16 protein-coding genes are annotated in these 17,763 nt (G+C 59.8%); 12 read left to right on the forward strand and 4 right to left on the reverse strand.

The window, feature by feature from the left end:
* Positions 1-144: 144 nt before the first annotated feature.
* Genes ACTJKV_RS06150 through ACTJKV_RS06165 form a run of 4 tightly spaced genes read right to left on the reverse strand, consistent with a single transcriptional unit; the run spans position 145 to position 5,700 of the window.
* Entirely contained in the window at positions 145-1,056 is a 912-nt protein-coding gene (locus tag ACTJKV_RS06150; RefSeq protein ID WP_062426221.1) for a response regulator transcription factor, read from the reverse strand.
* Complete coding sequence (locus ACTJKV_RS06155; RefSeq protein ID WP_274101887.1) at positions 1,053-4,448, reverse strand: hybrid sensor histidine kinase/response regulator; 3,396 nt, start codon at positions 4,446-4,448, stop codon at positions 1,053-1,055. The genes ACTJKV_RS06150 and ACTJKV_RS06155 overlap by 4 nt, the downstream gene beginning before the upstream one ends.
* A gap of 21 nt (positions 4,449-4,469) precedes the next feature.
* Positions 4,470-4,655 carry a hypothetical protein gene (locus ACTJKV_RS06160; protein ID WP_062426223.1) on the reverse strand — a complete coding sequence of 62 codons (186 nt, stop codon included), beginning with the start codon at positions 4,653-4,655 and terminating at the stop codon, positions 4,470-4,472.
* 10 nt (positions 4,656-4,665) lie between these two features.
* Positions 4,666-5,700: a glutamine synthetase beta-grasp domain-containing protein gene (locus tag ACTJKV_RS06165; protein ID WP_062426224.1), complete on the reverse strand. Its 1,035-nt coding sequence runs from the start codon at positions 5,698-5,700 to the stop codon at positions 4,666-4,668.
* 500 nt (positions 5,701-6,200) lie between these two features.
* Here ACTJKV_RS06165 and ACTJKV_RS06170 point away from each other — a divergent pair, with 500 nt between their 5' ends.
* The 12 genes from ACTJKV_RS06170 (at position 6,201) to ureC (ending at position 17,709) form a co-directional block, all read left to right on the forward strand.
* Positions 6,201-6,386, forward strand: coding sequence for a DUF2735 domain-containing protein (locus ACTJKV_RS06170; protein ID WP_062426225.1), 186 nt, complete (start codon positions 6,201-6,203; stop codon positions 6,384-6,386).
* A gap of 194 nt (positions 6,387-6,580) precedes the next feature.
* A complete protein-coding gene (urtA, locus tag ACTJKV_RS06175; RefSeq protein WP_062426226.1) occupies positions 6,581-7,870 on the forward strand; it encodes an urea ABC transporter substrate-binding protein in 1,290 nt (429 codons plus the stop codon).
* Between the two features lie 236 nt (positions 7,871-8,106).
* Positions 8,107-9,714, forward strand: a complete 1,608-nt coding sequence (gene urtB / locus ACTJKV_RS06180; RefSeq protein ID WP_274101889.1) for an urea ABC transporter permease subunit UrtB — start codon at positions 8,107-8,109, stop codon at positions 9,712-9,714.
* Positions 9,711-10,880, forward strand: coding sequence for an urea ABC transporter permease subunit UrtC (gene urtC, locus ACTJKV_RS06185; RefSeq protein ID WP_113274123.1), 1,170 nt, complete (start codon positions 9,711-9,713; stop codon positions 10,878-10,880). The genes urtB and urtC overlap by 4 nt, the downstream gene beginning before the upstream one ends.
* A gap of 7 nt (positions 10,881-10,887) precedes the next feature.
* A complete protein-coding gene (gene urtD / locus ACTJKV_RS06190; RefSeq protein WP_062426613.1) occupies positions 10,888-11,649 on the forward strand; it encodes an urea ABC transporter ATP-binding protein UrtD in 762 nt (253 codons plus the stop codon).
* A gap of 2 nt (positions 11,650-11,651) precedes the next feature.
* Positions 11,652-12,347, forward strand: coding sequence for an urea ABC transporter ATP-binding subunit UrtE (gene urtE, locus ACTJKV_RS06195; protein WP_062598804.1), 696 nt, complete (start codon positions 11,652-11,654; stop codon positions 12,345-12,347).
* 242 nt (positions 12,348-12,589) lie between these two features.
* Positions 12,590-13,804: an alpha/beta hydrolase family esterase gene (locus ACTJKV_RS06200; protein WP_112359984.1), complete on the forward strand. Its 1,215-nt coding sequence runs from the start codon at positions 12,590-12,592 to the stop codon at positions 13,802-13,804.
* 35 nt (positions 13,805-13,839) lie between these two features.
* The gene (locus ACTJKV_RS06205; protein ID WP_440598601.1) at positions 13,840-14,562 is read left to right on the forward strand and encodes an urease accessory protein UreD; all 723 of its coding nucleotides are present in this window, start codon (positions 13,840-13,842) and stop codon (positions 14,560-14,562) included.
* 117 nt (positions 14,563-14,679) lie between these two features.
* A complete protein-coding gene (locus ACTJKV_RS06210; RefSeq protein WP_062426232.1) occupies positions 14,680-14,982 on the forward strand; it encodes an urease subunit gamma in 303 nt (100 codons plus the stop codon).
* 184 nt (positions 14,983-15,166) lie between these two features.
* The gene (locus tag ACTJKV_RS06215) at positions 15,167-15,472 is read left to right on the forward strand and encodes an urease subunit beta (RefSeq protein ID WP_111850354.1); all 306 of its coding nucleotides are present in this window, start codon (positions 15,167-15,169) and stop codon (positions 15,470-15,472) included.
* Entirely contained in the window at positions 15,472-15,900 is a 429-nt protein-coding gene (locus ACTJKV_RS06220) for a lysozyme inhibitor LprI family protein (protein ID WP_112359983.1), read from the forward strand. Before ACTJKV_RS06215 ends, ACTJKV_RS06220 begins: the two co-directional genes overlap by 1 nt.
* A gap of 99 nt (positions 15,901-15,999) precedes the next feature.
* On the forward strand, positions 16,000-17,709 hold the full coding sequence (gene ureC, locus ACTJKV_RS06225) for an urease subunit alpha (protein WP_274101895.1): 1,710 nt from the start codon (positions 16,000-16,002) through the stop codon (positions 17,707-17,709).
* Positions 17,710-17,763: the final 54 nt, after the last annotated feature.

Genomic DNA, 17,763 nt, shown 5'->3' on the forward strand with positions numbered 1-17,763 from the left:
GCGCCTTAATGGATGAGATGGTGCAGCCCCGTCGTGATCAAGCGACAATGGCGCAATGGAGCGTGACACTGTGGAGCGCGCGAGGGCTCGCAGATCGGGTGTTACTTATCGGGCAGGCGGCGGAGACAGACGGCTCCTGGGATCTCAGCTATCGTGCAGCACATTTGCCGCTTTCACTGCGGCAGAGGCGCGGTTTTCGACGCCGAGTTTGACGTAGATCTGTTCCAGATGCTTGTTCACCGTGCGGGCCGAGAGGCCGAGAATCTCGCCGATGTCGCGGTTGGATTTGCCCTTGGCGATCCAGACCAGCACTTCCGATTCCCGCGTCGTCAGCGAGAAGCGGTCACGCAGTAAAGCGTCGCCGGATTTGTCGTTGGTGGTGGTAAGGCGGAAGAGATATTCGTCGGCGCCGACGGCACCCAGAAACGTAAATTGCAGCGAAGGCCGGTCCGACTGTGTGATCACCAGCGGCGTGTCACGGGAGGCCTGCTTCTCCATCCATTCGCCAATGGTGCGCGACACGATATCGAGGCCATCATTGCTGCCGGTTGCGGCGTTGATGAGGCGCGTTGCCTGTGGCGTGGACCAGAGGATCGTGCCATCGGCGCGCACCGCCAGAAGGTGACGGCCAGCGGCATCCAGCGCGACGCGCGCGCTTTGGGCGGAGCGCGCATTGGAGAGGTGAACCCGAAGCCTGGCGCGCAGCTCGTCGATATTGATCGGCTTGCTCAGATAATCCACGCCGCCGCATTCCAGCGCGCGCACCACATGTTCGGTTTCGGTCAGCCCGGTCATGAAGATCACTGGCACCTGCGCCACGGCGGCGTTTGCCTTCAGCCGCAGGCAGGTTTCGAAGCCATCCAGGCCCGGCATGACGGCATCAAGCAGCACGAGATCGGGCGTCACGCGCTCGACGATGTTGAGGGCTGCCTGTCCCGAGGTTGCGATCAGCACAGAGAAGCCGGACTGTTCCAGCGCCTCGGTCAAAAAGCCGAGCGCTTCCGGGCTGTCATCGACCAGAAGAACGATATCGCGGGGCTGCAACGATCGGTTCATCCGTGTCCGTCCTTTCTGTCGAAAGCCTGGAGATAATCGGCATAGCCGGCGAGGTCAAAAGCGCGCACAAAGCGGCGGGCTTCTTCGGTAAAGGCGAGGTTCTCAGGTTCAGCCGCAAGGCTATCAAGCTTTGCTTCGATGCCACGAATATAGCCTATTTCGCCAAGTGCAATCAGATCCTGTAAATGAGCCGGTGCCGGTGCCTGTATTGCGCCGGGCTTTGCTTGACTTTGGGCTAATGAGACCGGGGGCAGGTCGGTATCATAAACCCATTGCAGGCCGAGATGAACGGCCAGCCGGTCGCAGAGCTTGCGGATATCCACGGGCTTTGCCAGCGTGTCATTATGGCCATCCTTACCAGCGCCGATGATCGCCGTATCGCCGATATTGGCCGAGAGCATGAGGATGGGCGCCGTTTGGCCTGCGTCGCGCAGCCTGTCCACCAATTGCCAGCCGCTCATGCCAGGCATGGAGATGTCGATCAGGAAGGCGTCCGGCTGCATCGCCTCGATCAGCGCCAGGCAGTCTGGCCCGCTTTGCGCCGTCAGCACGACGAAATCGAGCGGCGACAGCACCTCCATCATCAGGTCGCGGTGATCCTCATTGTCATCGACGACGACGATGGTGCGGCGTGGGCCGGCATAGGAAACGATCTTCTTTTCCGGTGCAAGTGCGGTGCTGGGCCGATCGACGGAGGAGAGCATCAGCCGTACCCGGAAGGTCGAGCCGACATCCTTCTCGCTTTCGACGGAAATCTCGCCGCCGAGCGTATTGGTCAGCAGTTGAGTGATGGTGAGGCCGAGGCCGAGCCCCGGCATGGGCTTGATGATTTCGGCTTCGCCACGCTGGAAAGGCTCGTAGATACGGGCAAGATCCTTTTGCGCAATACCGCGCCCGGTGTCGGTGACGGTGAAGGTGGCGACCTGGCTTCGATAGGTGACGTCGAAGCTGACAGTGCCTTCGTCGGTGAACTTGATGGCGTTGGAGAGCAGGTTGACGAGGATCTGGCGCAGGCGTTTCTCGTCGCTGCGCACATATTGCGGCAGACCTCGTGCCCGTTCATGACGGAAGGTTAGCCCCTTGGCCTGCGCCTGCGGGCGGAACATGTCGATGATCTGGTCGAGGAAATCCTGAATGTTGATTTCGTTGGATTGCACCTGCAGGCGTCCCGCCTCGATCTTGGAGATATCCAAGAGACCGTCGATCAGGCCGGAGAGGTGATCGGCGGAGCGGCGGATGACCTTGATGGCGGACTGGCGAGGCGCGGGGATGGTCTCGTCGCGCTCAAGGATCTGGGCGTAGCCAAGCACGGCGTTGAGCGGCGTGCGCAATTCGTGGCTGAGCCCCACCACATAGCGGCTCTTGGCGCGGTTGGCGGCTTCGGCGGTTTCCTTGGCGTTTTGCAAGGCGGCGTCGGTCTTCTGGTGGGCGGCGATTTCCTTCAAAAGCAGCGTGTTCTGACGCGAAGATTCCTCCTCCGCCACGACGCGGCTGTCATGGGCGAGCACCAGGAACCAGCAGACGATGCCGGCAATGACGGCAAAGACGAAGAAGACGATCAGGATGGTGCGGTTGACGACATCCGCCGTCGCCGGCGTGCCCGTGCCGACCTGATGAGCGATCAACCCCAGAATGCCGCCAATGGCGGCAACGGCGAGTATCGAGAAGATGGCATAGCGGCCTAGCCGGGTCGATAGCTTGGCAACGAGCTGTTCCGGCAGGAAGGTCTTTGCCACCTGGGCCGTCTGATAATTCAACCGTGCCTTCGGCTTGCACATATCGTGGCAGCGGCTGTCCAGCGAGCAGCAGAGCGAACAGATCGGACCGGCATAGGCGGGGCACCAGGCCATGTCTTCCGGCTCGAAAGGATGCTCGCAGATGGAGCAGGTGATGCTGGAAAGCTCCTTCCACTTCTGGCGCGGCTTGCGCGCTAGATAGAATTTTCCCTTCGTGCCCCAGGCGATCAGCGGTGAGGCGATGAAGGCGACGATGAGGGTGATATAGGGCGCCAGCGATGCGGCAAGTGTGCCGAACAGACCGAAATGGGCGCTGAGTGCGATCGTTGCGGAGAGCGCCATGGCACCGACGCCGACGGGATTGATATCGTAAAGATGGGCGCGCTTGAACTCGATGCCGGGTGGGGCAAGGCCGAGCGGCTTGTTGATGAAGAGATCGGCGGAGATGGTGCAAAGCCACGCCATGGCGACGATGGAGAAGATGCCCAGCGTTTCTTCCAGCAGCCGATAGATACCAAGCTCCATCAGAAGGAGTGCAATCGCAACGTTGAAGACCAGCCAGACGACGCGGCCCGGGTGGCTGTGGGTGAGCCGCGAGAAGAAGTTCGACCAGGCGAGCGAGCCCGCATAGGCATTCATCACGTTGATCTTCAACTGCGACACGACGACGAAGGCCACCATCAGGATCAGCGCGGCATTGTGGTTCGGGATCATGTAGCCGAAGGCGGTCAGATACATTTGCGACGGGTCGGCGGCACGATCCACCGGCACGCCGGAGGATAGCGTCAGCACCACCAGGAAGGAGCCCGCCAGAAGCTTGGGAACGCCCACCAGAACCCAACCGGCACCGGCGAGGAAAACGCCGAACTTGTGGCGCCACTTGCTCTGACCTTCGGCCGGCAGGAAGCGCAGAAAGTCCACCTGTTCGCCGATCTGCGACATCAGCGCCAGGATGACGGCGGAGGCCGCACCGAATTCGATGAGGTTGAAGGAGGCGATTTCACCGGGGGAGGCAGAGGCATGGTGAATGCCAGAAAAGGCGAGCCAGAGATCGAACTTCTGCCAATCCATCAGGGCGATGAAGATGAAGGGCAGGACGTTGAGAACGATCCAGAAGGGCTGCGTCAGGATCTGGAACTTGCTGATGAGCCGCACGCCATGGGTGACGAGCGGAATGACCATGACCGCCGAGATGATATAGCCGATCCACAGCGGAATGCCGAGCGCCAGTTCCAGCGCGCCGGACATGATCGACGCCTCGATGGCAAAGAGCATGAAGGTGAAGGCGGCGTAGATCAGCGATGTGATGGTGGAGCCGATATAGCCGAAGCTTGCACCGCGCGTCAGAAGGTCGATATCGACGCCGTGGCGGATGGCGTAGCGGCTGATCGGCAAGCCGACGAGCAGCATGGCGATCGCGGCAGCAATGATGGCGAAAAAGGCGTTGGTCGTGCCGTAGGAGAGGGTGATGGCGCCGCCGATGGCTTCCAGCGCCAGAAAGGAGATCGCGCCGATGGCGGTGTGAGAAATGCGGCTTGAGGAGAATTGTCGGGCGCTCTTGGCGGTAAATCGCAGCGCGTAATCTTCCAGCGTCTGGTTCGCGACCCAGCGGTTATATTCGCGTCTGACGGGGATGATGCGTTGCCGTGCGGCCATGCCAGTGTTTCACAGCCTCCACTAAAGCTTGGTGTCCGTATCTCTCTCCGGCGTCATGGTCGGGCTTGACCCGACCATCCACCAGCGGATGGAAACCTGGATCCTCGGCTCAAGCCCGAGGATGACGAGCGCGCCGCGGTCGTTGAGTCCACGTTGCCCGCTACCGGCGGACAGAAAAATGGCGTCGCCCGGATCGAGCGACGCCATTCATTTTACCTTAGGCAGCAGCCGACTTTGCGGTCGGGACTTCTGCGATCGTCTTCAGCACGACGGAAGCGATCTGGTAAGGGCAGCCCTGGGAGTTCGGACGACGGTCTTCGAGGTAACCACGATAGCCGTTGTTGACGAAGGAGTGCGGAACGCGGATCGATGCGCCACGGTCTGCAACGCCGTAGGAGAACTTGTTCCACGGAGCGGTTTCGTGCTTGCCGGTCAGGCGCAGGTGGTTGTCCGGACCGTAAACGTCGATGTGCTCTTTCCAGTTCTTTTCGAAGGCAGCCATGAGGGCTTCGAAATACTCCTTGCCGCCAACTTCACGCATGAACTTGGTGGAGAAGTTGCAGTGCATGCCAGAGCCGTTCCAGTCGGTGTCGCCGAGCGGCTTGCAATGGAATTCGACGTCGATGCCGTACTTTTCGCAAAGGCGAAGAAGCAGGTAGCGAGCGATCCAGATCTGGTCGGCGGCACTCTTGGAGCCCTTGCCGAAAACCTGGAATTCCCACTGACCCTTGGCCACTTCGGCGTTGATGCCTTCGTGGTTGATGCCAGCTTCGAGGCAGAGGTCGAGATGCTCTTCGACGATTTCGCGAGCGATCGAACCGACGTTCTTGTAGCCGACGCCGGTGTAATATGGGCCCTGCGGAGCTGGGTAGCCCTGCTCTGGGAAGCCGAGCGGACGACCGTCTTCGTAGAAGAAGTATTCCTGCTCGAAGCCGAACCAGGCGCCTTCATCGTCAAGGATGGTTGCGCGGCTGTTGGACGGATGCGGCGTTACGCCATCCGGCATCATGACTTCGCACATGACCAGCGCGCCGTTGGTGCGGGCAGGGTCAGGGTAGATTGCGACTGGTTTCAGAACGCAGTCAGAGCTGTGGCCTTCGGCCTGCATGGTGGAGGAGCCGTCAAAGCCCCAAAGCGGAAGCTGCTCGAGTGTCGGGAATTCGTCGAATTCCTTGATCTGCGTCTTGCCGCGCAGGTTTGCTACCGGCTTGTAACCATCCAGCCAGATGTACTCGAGTTTGAACTTAGTCATTACGAACCTCTCATGGGTTAAGATGCGAAGCCTTGATTGTTTTCGTCCGGTTACCGGTGGAAAACGCTCTCGCTTTCAAGGGCTGCCGATAGATATGCATGCCGCGTGCCAATTCGCGTGTGTCTCGAATCGGCGCCTCATTTTTTTCTGCCAACCTTGCTGCCGAACCGGTTGGTACGGCAAAATTCCGTCCTGACATGCGATGAGGGTTTTTCTCAAATTTTTAGAATTATGAAGGCTTTATGAAGCGAAATCGGCCGATTTTCTGCTGAAACTGTAAGCGAAGGGGTCGTTCTGAATGTTTTTTGACCTGAAAGTGCGAAATTTGAGTGATTAGCTGCATAAAGACTATTCGATTAACCGACGCGCAATCGATGTGATTAAAAATTAGGCTTTGTGATATTTTTTTAAGCGAATGGGGTGAATTTCGGCTTTCAATCAGCTATAGTCCGGAACGAAGCATGGTGCTGAGGTGTTTGACTGGAAGAAAAGAGGCCGTCATGAGAACCGAACCCAATTTTGAAAGTGCCAAGATCTATCAGTTCCCCGTCGGAGGCCGTGCAGGCTACCGAGGCTTTCGCAAGGATGCGTCGGTTCAGTCCATCCAGGCAGAGGCTCCGCGCGTGGACTTCGACAGCTGGTACCATCAGGACGCCATTGCCGAGGACGAGAAGCCCCATAACTGAGGTATCTCGCATCCTCGCTTACTCCGTCGGCTGACCTTGCGTCGGCCCTCACACTTCCATGTGCTGATTTCGCCACCCCACCTACGTCAAACGACGTATACGGTTTCGCGGCACCGAGCCCGATAGTCCCCTCCAGCAGCGGTTCAACATGCCGCTGAGGCCTTCACGGCCCAACACGAAGAGGGGTTCTTCCGATGACTTTCAGCAAGATGCTCACTGGCGCGCTGCTCGGCGCCATCATGTCCACCACTGCATTCCACGGCGCATTTGCCGCTGACGACACGATCAAGATCGGTGTGCTGCACTCGCTCTCCGGCACGATGGCGATTTCGGAAACGACGCTGAAGGACGCCATGCTGATGCTCATCGATGAGCAGAACAAGAAGGGCGGCGTTCTTGGCAAGAAGCTGGAAGCCGTCGTCGTTGATCCGGCCTCCGATTGGCCGCTCTTTGCCGAAAAGGCGCGTCAGCTGATCAGCCAGGACAAGGTTGCCGCCGTCTTCGGTTGCTGGACCTCGTCTTCGCGCAAATCCGTTCTGCCGGTTTTCGAAGAGTTGAACTCTATCCTCTTCTACCCCGTGCAGTATGAGGGAGAAGAGTCCTCGCGCAACATCTTCTACACTGGTGCTGCGCCGAACCAGCAGGCGATCCCCGCCGTCGATTACCTTGCCAACACTGAAGGCGTCGAGCGCTGGGTTCTGGCCGGTACGGACTATGTCTACCCGCAGACCACCAACAAGATCCTGAAGGCCTACCTGATGTCGAAGGGCGTCAAGGAAGAGGACATCATGATCAACTACACGCCATTCGGTCACTCCGACTGGCAGACGATCGTCTCCGACATCAAGAAGTTCGGCTCTGCCGGCAAGAAGACTGCGGTTGTCTCCACCATCAATGGTGACGCGAACGTTCCCTTCTACAAGGAACTGGCGAACCAGGGCGTGAAGGCTGAAGACATTCCGGTCGTTGCCTTCTCCGTCGGTGAAGAAGAGCTTGCCGGTCTCGATACCACGCCTCTCGTCGGCCATCTTGCCGCCTGGAACTACTTCCAGTCCGTCGATACGCCGGTCAATGCCGAGTTCATCAAGGAATGGCACGCCTTCACCAAGAACGACAAGCGCGTGACCAACGACCCCATGGAAGCCGCCTATATCGGCTTCAACGCCTGGGTGAAGGCCGTCGAGGCTGCCGGCACCACGGACACCGACAAGGTTCTGGACAGCATCATCGGCGTTTCGGTGCCGAACCTGTCCGGCGGTTACGCCACCGTCATGCCGAACCACCACATCACCAAGCCGGTGCTGATTGGCGAAATCCAGTCGGACGGCCAGTTCCAGATCGTCCAGCAGACCGCGCAGGTCGTGGGCGACGAGTGGTCCGATTACCTGCCGGACTCCAAGGACCTGATCTCCGACTGGCGCAAGCCAATGTCCTGCGGCAACTTCAACGTTGCGTCGGGCAAGTGCGGCGGCAAGGGCATGTGATTGGGTGATCCCTCTCGAGGCGCTGATGCGCCTCGACTGGACTCCGGCTCAACTCCGGGGTGAGGGAGACCGGGCAATCGCCCCACGCCGCCGTCATCCTCGGGCTTGACCCGAGGATCCACTGTTTACACTCACTCTCTCTAGCGTCGCTGGTTTCTGGCAGACGTGATGGATCCTCGGGTCAAGTCCGAGGATGACGTCGAGAGGGAGAGAGGCTCCAAGGGGGACTTGGGACCATGTTTTTCCGACTGTTGGCCGTGATCGGCCTGTTGTTCAGCCTGACGGCTTCGGCCTTTGCCCAGCAGGGCGATGCCAAGCCGTTGATCGATGCGCTGGGCAAGGCCGATTTCAAGCAGGCTGAAGCGCTGATAGGGCAGATTGCTGCGACCGGCGATGCACGCGTCGTGCCTGCACTCGAAGTGCTTGCTGCCGGCGAACTCTATGTTCGCAAGGCCGACAGCCTGGTGTTTCTCACCAAGCCCGCCGGCGATAATCTGACCCTGATCGATCCGATGACGGGTGAGGCGATCGGGGAAGCGCCGAAGGCAGCGGTGACGAAGATCAAGGTCAACAATACGCTGCGTCGTGTCACGCGCGCAGCACTCGGCGGTCTGACGCTGCTGAGCCCCGATCGTGGTGTGCGGCTTGCCGCGGCGGATGCCGTGTTGAAGGCGCCGAGTGCTGAAAATCTCGGGCTGTTGGAAGCGGCTCTTGCCAAGGAAACCGACGCCCAGGTTCGCGCGCGCATGGAAGAGGCGCGGGCCGTTTCCCTGCTTAGCTCCGATCGTTCCGTCGAAGACAAGCGCGGCGCCATCGACACGATCAAGACGATCGGCGGGCGTGATGCGATCAGCATCCTGATGGCTGCATCATCCTCCGTCGATGCCAGCCTGAAGCCGGACATTGACGCGGCGATCTCGCATATCCAATCCTCGCTGGCGCTATGGGATGCGGCCCAGAACATCTGGTACGGCCTGTCTCTCGGTTCCGTGCTGCTGCTTGCGGCCATCGGCCTTGCCATCACCTTCGGCGTGATGGGCATTATCAACATGGCCCATGGCGAGATGGTGATGATCGGCGCCTATTCCACCTTCATCGTTCAGGATATCATTCGCAGTCACTTCCCAGGACTGTTCGACTGGTCGCTCACCATCGCGCTGCCGGTCGCCTTTATCGTCACCGGATTTGTCGGTCTCGTCATCGAGCGCGGCGTGATCCGCTTTCTCTATGGCCGGCCGCTGGAAACACTGCTGGCCACCTGGGGTATTTCGCTGATCCTCCAGCAGGGCGTGCGCTCCATCTTCGGGCCGACCAACCGCGAGGTCGGCAGCCCAAGCTGGATGTCCGGCTCCTTCAGCGTCGGCTATCTGAACTTTACCTGGAACCGCGTCTGGATCGTCTGTTTCTCGCTGTCGGTGTTCGTTGCCCTGCTTCTGCTTCTGAAGCGCTCCTCCTTCGGCCTGCAGATGCGCGCCGTGACCCAGAACCGGCGCATGGCCTCTTCCATGGGTATCCGCACACCCTGGGTCGATGCTTTTACCTTTGCGCTCGGTTCGGGCGTTGCGGGTCTTGCGGGCGTCGCGCTCAGCCAGATCGACAATGTGTCGCCCAATCTTGGCCAGAGCTACATTATCGACAGCTTCATGGTCGTGGTCTTCGGCGGTGTCGGCAATCTCTGGGGAACGCTGGTCGGCGCGCTGTCGCTTGGTGTTCTCAACAAGTTCCTGGAGCCCACCGTCGGTGCCGTTCTCGGCAAGATCCTCGTCCTCGTCCTCATCATCCTGTTCATCCAGAAGCGGCCACGCGGTCTCTTCGCACTCAAGGGAAGGGCGATCGAAGCATGATTACCGGCTTTCTCCTTCGCGCTCTCGACCGCCGCATCTCGATTGCCATCGGCATCATTCTGGCCGTGGCGCTCATCATTCCGGCACTGAACCTTCTCTTGCCGCCCAGCAACCCGCTGCATGTGCCGACCTATATGATGTCGATGCTCGGCAAGTATCTGGCTTACGCGCTATTGGCGCTGGCACTCGATCTCGTCTGGGGCTATTGCGGCATTCTCTCGCTCGGCCACGGGGCGTTTTTTGCGCTCGGCGGCTATGCCATGGGCATGTATCTGATGCGCCAGATCGGCTCTCGCGGCGTCTATGGCGATCCGGTGCTGCCGGATTTCATGGTCTTCCTCAACTGGAAGGAACTGCCCTGGTTCTGGCACGGCTTCGATATGTTCTGGTTCGCCATGCTGATGGTGCTCGTCGTGCCCGGTCTGCTTGCCTTCATCTTCGGCTGGTTCGCTTTCCGCTCGCGCGTCAATGGCGTCTACCTGTCGATCATCACCCAGGCCATGACCTACGCACTGCTGCTTGCCTTCTTCCGCAACGACATGGGTTTTGGTGGCAATAACGGCCTGACAGACTTCAAGGATATTCTCGGCTTTTCCGTTCAGGCAGACGGAACACGTGCCGTGCTGTTTGCCATGACCGCACTGATGCTGGCGCTGTCCCTGATGATTGCCTCCGGTATCGTCAACTCCAAGTTCGGCAAGGTGCTGGTGGGTGTGCGCGATGCCGAAAGCCGCGTTCGCTTCCTTGGCTTTCGCGTCGAAAACATCAAGCTCTTCACCTTCGTCGTCTCGGCGATGATGGCGGGCATTGCCGGTGCGCTTTTCGTGCCGCAGGTGGGCATCATCAATCCGGGCGAGTTCGCGCCGGCCAACTCGATCGAAGTGGTTGTGTGGACGGCCGTTGGCGGCCGCGGCACGCTGATCGGGCCAATCATCGGCGCGCTGCTGGTCAATGGCGGCAAGAGCTACTTTACCGGCGCCTTTCCCGAGTTCTGGCTCTTTGCGCTGGGCGGCCTCTTCATCGCCGTCACGCTGTTCTTCCCCAAGGGCATTGTCGGCACCATCCAGCACACTATGGCGGGTCGTCGCGGCAAGGGTGCAAAGCCCAAAGACAACCCGGCAAAGCCCGGCAATGACGATGCGGTGGCGCATCAGGCAGCGGAGTGAGGCGGATATGAACACAGTTTCTGATACGAGAGCAAAAAGCCTGCTCTATCTAGACGGCGTTTCCGTTTCCTTCGATGGCTTCCGGGCGCTGAACTCTCTCTCCTTTGTGGTCGAGCCCGGCGAGTTGCGCGCCATTATCGGCCCGAATGGAGCCGGCAAGACGACGATGATGGACATCATCACCGGCAAGACGCGGCCGGACAGCGGCACGGTGCTGTTCGAAGACCAGATCGATCTGACGAAGAAGGACGAGGCCGATATCGCCCAGCTCGGCATCGGCCGGAAATTCCAGAAGCCGACCGTGTTCGAAAGCCACACGGTCTGGGACAATCTGGAACTGGCGCTGAACCGCAAACGCGGCGTCTTCGCCACGCTGTTCTACCGTCTGACGGCGGAAGACAAAGCGCGCATCGAGGAAATCCTCGCAACTGTGCGCCTCGGCCACCGCCGAGATGATCTTGCGGCCAATCTCTCCCACGGCCAGAAACAGTGGCTGGAAATCGGCATGCTGCTCGCTCAAGAGCCGAAGCTTCTGCTGGTGGATGAACCGGTGGCGGGCATGACGGACGCCGAGACGGCGGAAACGGCCGTGCTGTTGAAGGAAATCGCCAAGACCCGTTCCGTGGTGGTGGTGGAACACGACATGGGCTTCATCCGCGAGCTTGGCGTCAAGGTGACATGCCTTGCCGAAGGCTCCGTGCTGGCCGAGGGATCGATCGATTTCGTTTCGAACGATCCGAAGGTCATTGAGAACTATCTGGGGCGGTGAACATGCTAAGCGTCGAAAACATCAATCTTCACTATGGCGCGGCGCAGGCTTTGCGTGGCATTTCGCTCAATGCCGAGATGGGCAAGATCACCTGTGTGCTAGGGCGAAACGGGGTGGGCAAGAGTTCGCTGTTGCGTGCGGTCACCGGTCAGCATGCCATCAGCGGCGGCTCGATTACCTTTGGTGGAGAGAGCCTGAATGGACTTGCACCCTATCAGCGGGCGAAGCGTGGGGTGGGCTACGTGCCCCAGGGGCGTGAAATCTTTCCATTGCTGACGGTGCAGGAAAATCTGGAGAGTGGTTATGCGCCGCTGCCGCGCAAGGAGCGGTTTATTCCCGACGACATCTTCAGCCTGTTTCCGGTGCTGCAAAGCATGTTGTCACGCCGCGGCGGCGATCTTTCCGGCGGGCAACAGCAGCAGCTGGCGATTGGCCGGGCGCTGGTAACGCGTCCGAAGATCCTGGTGCTGGACGAGCCGACCGAGGGCATTCAGCCGTCGATCATCAAGGATATCGGACGGGCCATCAAGTATCTGAGGGATTCAACCGGCATGGCGATCCTGCTGGTCGAGCAATATCTGGATTTCTGCCGCGAGCTTGCCGACTATGTCTACATCATGGATCGCGGCGAGGTGGTGCATCAAGGTGCGGCGGAAACGCTCGACACGCCGGAAGCGCGGCGGCATTTGACAGTATAGTTGCTGCGGATTTGCTCACGCCGTAATAAAAACCCCGTGATAAAGTGAACAGCCATGCGCTCAGGCATGGCTTTCATGCAGGTTTTTACGTTTCATTCACCAAAGTCCTGTGTTATTGGCAACATGAATGCTGCATGCAAGACACACCCGAGAGGTCATCTGCACGCCGCGACCGTCGATCCCTTACATTCCGCGAATTTTCCGGCATCTTGTCGGAGAACTGTGCCAATAAAGGCGTGCCGATGAATTTGACTGTTGCTGGCCGGACGTTCCGGCTTCAATTCCCTGCCAAGACATTGTTCGCAGGGTTTGCCATCCTCACAAGCATGAGCGCCGCAGCATCGGCGTCGATGTGCGGTCAGGCTGCAAAGCCCGGTCGGCATGAGTTTTCGCTCATGTCACAGGGGGCAGAACGCGAGGGAGTCTATTTCGTTCCATCCTCTTATGATGGATCGAAGCCGGTGCCGGTGGTTTTTGACTTTCATGGCAGCAACAGCAATCCGAACGGCCAGCTCGATCGCAGTGGCTGGGACAAGGTCGCCGAACGCACGGGCGTCATGGTCGTGGCACTGCAGGGCAGTCTCGACGGCGATCTGCCAGGTACCCATGCCTGGAACGTGCCGGGCGTGACCACCCGCAAGGGCGGGCTGGATGAGGTCTCTTTCATCCGCGATGCGGTTTCCATGGTGAAGTCGAAGTTCTGCGTCGATGAAGAGCGCTTTTATGGCTCCGGCTATTCCGGCGGCGGGCGCATGCTTTCCCAATATCTGTGCAGCGGCAGCAACGATTTTGCCGCAGCTGGCTTTGTCGCCTCGCTTCGCGCAGGCGTTCCGGTGGAAGCCGAAGGCCGCTGGCGGCCGGATATGGCAAGCTGCACGCCAGCCAAGCCGATGTCGATCATCGCTTTTGCCGGCACGAAGGATCCGGCCAATCCCTATCAGGGTGGCGGCAAGCCTTACTGGCAGTATGGCGGCGAGACGGCGCTGAAGCGTTGGGCGGAGCTCGATGGCTGCAAGGGTGCGGTGAAGAGCAAGTCTCTCGGCAACTTCACATTCAATTCCTATGATGTCTGCAAGAGCGGATCGCGCATTCATTCCTATGTGATCGACGCCTGGGATCATGCATGGCCGCGCGCCACGATGAAGTCCGACGTCATTGCCGCTTCTGCCGTTCTGACCCGCAAGCCCGGCAGCGATGTGACGCCGAAGGCTCAGCCTGCGGTGGACCGCAGGACATCGGGTGATGAGAGCGCAAGACAGGTTGATGCAGCCGAAAGAATGTGGGATTTCTTCCAGAATACGGAAGGGCAGATGGTTGTCGACGCAACGTCGAAGACGGATTGCTCTGTGAAAGCGGTTTCCGCATCCGCGAAGCCCTCGGAGACGACGTGCAGCCAGTCCTTGAAAGCATCAGCCAACCCCGTCCGCAACGCGCCCGTGGCCGAGGACGCATTGTAACCAAAGCGCTTGATGGGCGCAGTCGTCTGGATGAATTGTTCCAGGAAGGCTGCGCCAAGATCAGGCTGCCCGATACATTTTCCAATGAAATGGAAGCCATTCTCATCAATTCCTCCGGCGGTTTGACCGGGGGAGACGAGGTGGAATGGCAGGCGCATGCCAAGGCAGGCACCCGCCTTGTCGTGACCACGCAGGCCTGCGAAAAGGTCTACAAGGCCGCTGCCGGGACTGCGAATGTCTCCGTTCGTGTCACAGCGGAAGAAAACACTCGGCTGCACTGGCTTCCCCAGGAAACCATCCTCTTTGATCGCGCCTCGCTGACACGCAGGCTGGAGGCTGATCTGCATGCCTCGTCCGAGTTTCTCGCTGTGGAAGCGGTGTTGCTTGGCCGTCAGGCCATGGGCGAAGCAATGGAAGAAGGGCTGTTTCGTGACCGCTGGCGCATTCGTCACGGCGGCAAGCTCGTTCACGCGGAAGAGCTTTTTCTCGACGGTCGCATTGCCGATCTGACGCAGCGGTCTTCCGTTCTCGCGGGCCGCGTCGCCTTCGCCACCATCCTTTATATCGGGCCGCTGGCTGAGGCACTCTTGCCTAAAATCAGAGCGTTTGCCGGAGAAAGCGGCGGCGCCAGCGAATGGCAGGGGAAGCTCGTCGTGCGACTGTCTGCACAGGACGGTTTCTCCTTGAGAAAAATGCTTTTTCCCATCATTTCGCTCTTGCGCAACGGCGCGCCAGTGCCGAAAGTCTGGAATCTGTGAAGCGGGTGCAGCGCCCCTAAAGCCGGATGACCGTCTGGCCTAAGTGACTGCATCGGCGGGATGATTTTGAGCGTACCTTCCAAGCCCTGAAGGACGCTCGGCTGGAATGGGACGACGATGAACCTTACTCCCCGGGAAAAAGACAAGCTCCTGATCTCCATGGCCGCCATGGTGGCGCGCCGGCGGCTCGAACGCGGCGTCAAGCTCAATTATCCAGAGGCGATCGCGCTGATCACCGACTATGTGGTGGAAGGTGCGCGTGACGGCCGCGCCGTGGCCGAACTGATGGAAGCGGGCGCCCATGTCATCTCGCGCGATCAGGTCATGGAAGGCATCGCCGAGATGATCCACGACGTGCAGGTGGAAGCCACCTTCCCGGACGGCACAAAACTCGTCACCGTGCATGAGCCGATCCGTTAAAGCGCCGCGCGTCCTATTGGACGCACGGCGCTTTACCTTTTTTGAATCGAGGCATCGTGCTTTCCGAAAATCGAGTCCGATTTTCGGAAAGCACGATGCGGTAAGACCGACAGAATTTGTTTTACGCATTGTCCAGGGCAGAATCGCCTACACGTTTGCTGGCTATGCTGAAGGGAGAACTGGGATGATACCAGGTGAGATCATTGCTGCCGAGGGCACGATAGAGCTCAATGCCGGCCAGCCGACCGTGACCATCGAAGTCGCCAATTCCGGTGACCGCCCGGTTCAGGTGGGCAGCCACTATCATTTCTTCGAAACCAATGCCGGGCTGATTTTCGAGCGCGACAAGGCCCGCGGCATGCGACTGGATATTCCGGCCGGCACGGCGGTGCGTTTCGAGCCGGGGCAAAAGCGTGAAGTGACGCTCGTGCCGCTATCCGGCAAGCGCGAGGTCTATGGCTTTCGCCAGCAGATCATGGGGAAGCTGTGATGGCCTCACAGTTGAATCTGAGCGCCTTGGTTTCTCTCGTCCTGCTTGTCGGCTCCGGCGCCGCCACCGCGGCGTTTGCCCAGGACAAAAAGGTCAATTGTGCCGACCCTCAGACGCAGATGGAGATGACCCAGTGCGCCGGGGAAGACTACGACAAGGCCGACAAGGACTTGAATGTCGAGTACCAGAAGCTCCGCAAGCTTTTGGGCGAGCGTGACAAGGCGGCTGACGAGAATGGCAAGGGCGCGGTCGACGCGCTGGTTGCTGCGCAGCGCGCCTGGGTCGCCTACCGCGATGCCAATTGCAACCTTGCGGGATTTCAGGCGCGTGGCGGGTCGATGGAGCCGCAGCTTGTCGCCTCTTGCCTTGCGCAGATGAGCCGCGATCGGACGCAGGAGTTAAAGACGCTTTCCGCACAGTTCTGGTAGCCCTGATCTGTCAAGACACGTCACGATGCCAAGGCGGATGCCGCCTTGGTCTTTATCAAAACAATAGCCTTCTCCGCCTCTGAGGGAGCCAGACCGCCCATGTCCTACAAGATTTCCCGCGCCGCCTATGCCAACATGTTCGGCCCGACCACCGGCGACAAGGTGCGCCTGGCCGATACGGAGCTGTTCATCGAAATCGAAAAGGATTTCACCACCTATGGCGAAGAGGTGAAGTTCGGTGGCGGCAAGGTCATTCGTGACGGCATGGGCCAGAGCCAGGCGACGCGTGCGGAGGGTGCGGTCGATACCGTCATCACCAATGCGGTGATCGTCGATCATTCGGGCATCTACAAGGCCGATGTCGGCTTGAAGGACGGGCGCATCCACGCAATCGGCAAGGCGGGCAATCCGGATACGCAGCCGGGCGTGACGATCATCGTTGGCCCTTCGACCGAAGCCATTGCGGGTGAGGGCAAGATTCTGACCGCTGGCGGCATGGACGCCCATATCCACTACATCTGCCCGCAGCAGATCGAAGAAGCGCTGATGAGCGGCGTGACCTGCATGCTGGGCGGCGGTTCTGGTCCTGCGCATGGAACGCTTGCCACCACCTGCACCGGCGCATGGCATATCGAACGGATGATCGAAAGCTTCGATGGCTTTCCGATGAATCTGGCGCTTGCCGGCAAGGGTAATGCCTCGCTGCCGAAGCCGCTGGAAGAAATGATCCTGGCAGGCGCCTCCTCGCTGAAATTGCATGAGGACTGGGGCACGACGCCGGCTGCCATCGACAACTGCCTGACGGTGGCCGACGCCTTCGACGTGCAGGTGATGATCCATACCGATACACTGAACGAAAGTGGCTTCGTGGAAGACACGGTGGCCGCCATCAAGGGCCGCACCATCCATGCCTTCCATACGGAAGGGGCAGGCGGCGGTCACGCGCCGGATATCATCAAGATCTGCGGCAATCCCAACGTCATTCCGTCCTCCACCAATCCGACGCGGCCCTACACGGTCAATACGCTGGCGGAGCATCTCGATATGCTGATGGTCTGCCACCATCTGTCGCCGTCCATTCCGGAAGACATTGCTTTTGCCGAAAGCCGTATCCGCAAGGAGACCATCGCGGCGGAAGATATTCTACACGATATCGGCGCCTTCTCGATCATTTCCTCCGACAGCCAGGCCATGGGCCGCGTCGGCGAGGTGGCGATCCGCACCTGGCAGACGGCCGACAAGATGAAGCGTCAGCGCGGCCGCCTGAAGGACGAAAAAGGCGAGAACGACAATTTCCGCGTTCGCCGCTACATCGCCAAATACACGATCAATCCGGCGATCGCCCATGGTGTGAGCCACGAGATCGGATCGGTCGAAGTCGGCAAACGTGCCGACCTCGTTCTGTGGTCCCCGGCCTTCTTTGGCGTAAAGCCGGAAATGGTGCTGCTCGGCGGTTCGATTGCGGCGGCACCCATGGGCGACCCGAACGCCTCCATTCCCACGCCGCAGCCAATGCATTACCGCCCGATGTTTGCGGCTTACGGCAAGCTGCGCACCAACTCCTCCGTCACCTTCGTATCGCAGGCCTCGCTCGATGGCGAGTTGGCACAGCGTCTCGGTGTTGCCAAGAAGCTGGTGGCGGTGAAGAATGTCCGCGGCGGTATCTCGAAGGCCTCGATGATCCACAACACGCTGACCCCGCATATCGAGGTGGACCCGGAGACCTATGAGGTGCGCGCAGATGGCGAGTTGCTGACCTGCGAACCGGCAACGGTTCTGCCCATGGCGCAGCGCTACTTCCTGTTCTGATATCGGGCTTTTTGAAATGGTCCGCATAACTGCGCGATCGTCGCCTTAGCGTCG

It is taken from the genome of Agrobacterium sp. 22117, from assembly GCF_052045735.1.
Lineage (GTDB): Bacteria > Pseudomonadota > Alphaproteobacteria > Rhizobiales > Rhizobiaceae > Agrobacterium > Agrobacterium cavarae.

Coding starts and splice junctions, on each gene's coding strand:
- ACTJKV_RS06155 (WP_274101887.1), bottom strand. CDS start 4,448: ATGGCCGCACGGCAACGCATCATCCCCGTCAGACGCGAATATAACCGC.
- ACTJKV_RS06215 (WP_111850354.1), top strand. CDS start 15,167: ATGATACCAGGTGAGATCATTGCTGCCGAGGGCACGATAGAGCTCAAT.
- urtD (WP_062426613.1), top strand. CDS start 10,888: ATGAACACAGTTTCTGATACGAGAGCAAAAAGCCTGCTCTATCTAGAC.
- ACTJKV_RS06150 (WP_062426221.1), bottom strand. CDS start 1,056: ATGAACCGATCGTTGCAGCCCCGCGATATCGTTCTTCTGGTCGATGAC.
- urtB (WP_274101889.1), top strand. CDS start 8,107: ATGTTTTTCCGACTGTTGGCCGTGATCGGCCTGTTGTTCAGCCTGACG.
- ACTJKV_RS06220 (WP_112359983.1), top strand. CDS start 15,472: ATGGCCTCACAGTTGAATCTGAGCGCCTTGGTTTCTCTCGTCCTGCTT.
- urtA (WP_062426226.1), top strand. CDS start 6,581: ATGACTTTCAGCAAGATGCTCACTGGCGCGCTGCTCGGCGCCATCATG.
- ACTJKV_RS06165 (WP_062426224.1), bottom strand. CDS start 5,700: ATGACTAAGTTCAAACTCGAGTACATCTGGCTGGATGGTTACAAGCCG.
- ACTJKV_RS06200 (WP_112359984.1), top strand. CDS start 12,590: ATGAATTTGACTGTTGCTGGCCGGACGTTCCGGCTTCAATTCCCTGCC.
- urtC (WP_113274123.1), top strand. CDS start 9,711: ATGATTACCGGCTTTCTCCTTCGCGCTCTCGACCGCCGCATCTCGATT.
- ACTJKV_RS06210 (WP_062426232.1), top strand. CDS start 14,680: ATGAACCTTACTCCCCGGGAAAAAGACAAGCTCCTGATCTCCATGGCC.
- ACTJKV_RS06160 (WP_062426223.1), bottom strand. CDS start 4,655: ATGGCGTCGCTCGATCCGGGCGACGCCATTTTTCTGTCCGCCGGTAGC.
- urtE (WP_062598804.1), top strand. CDS start 11,652: ATGCTAAGCGTCGAAAACATCAATCTTCACTATGGCGCGGCGCAGGCT.
- ACTJKV_RS06170 (WP_062426225.1), top strand. CDS start 6,201: ATGAGAACCGAACCCAATTTTGAAAGTGCCAAGATCTATCAGTTCCCC.
- ureC (WP_274101895.1), top strand. CDS start 16,000: ATGTCCTACAAGATTTCCCGCGCCGCCTATGCCAACATGTTCGGCCCG.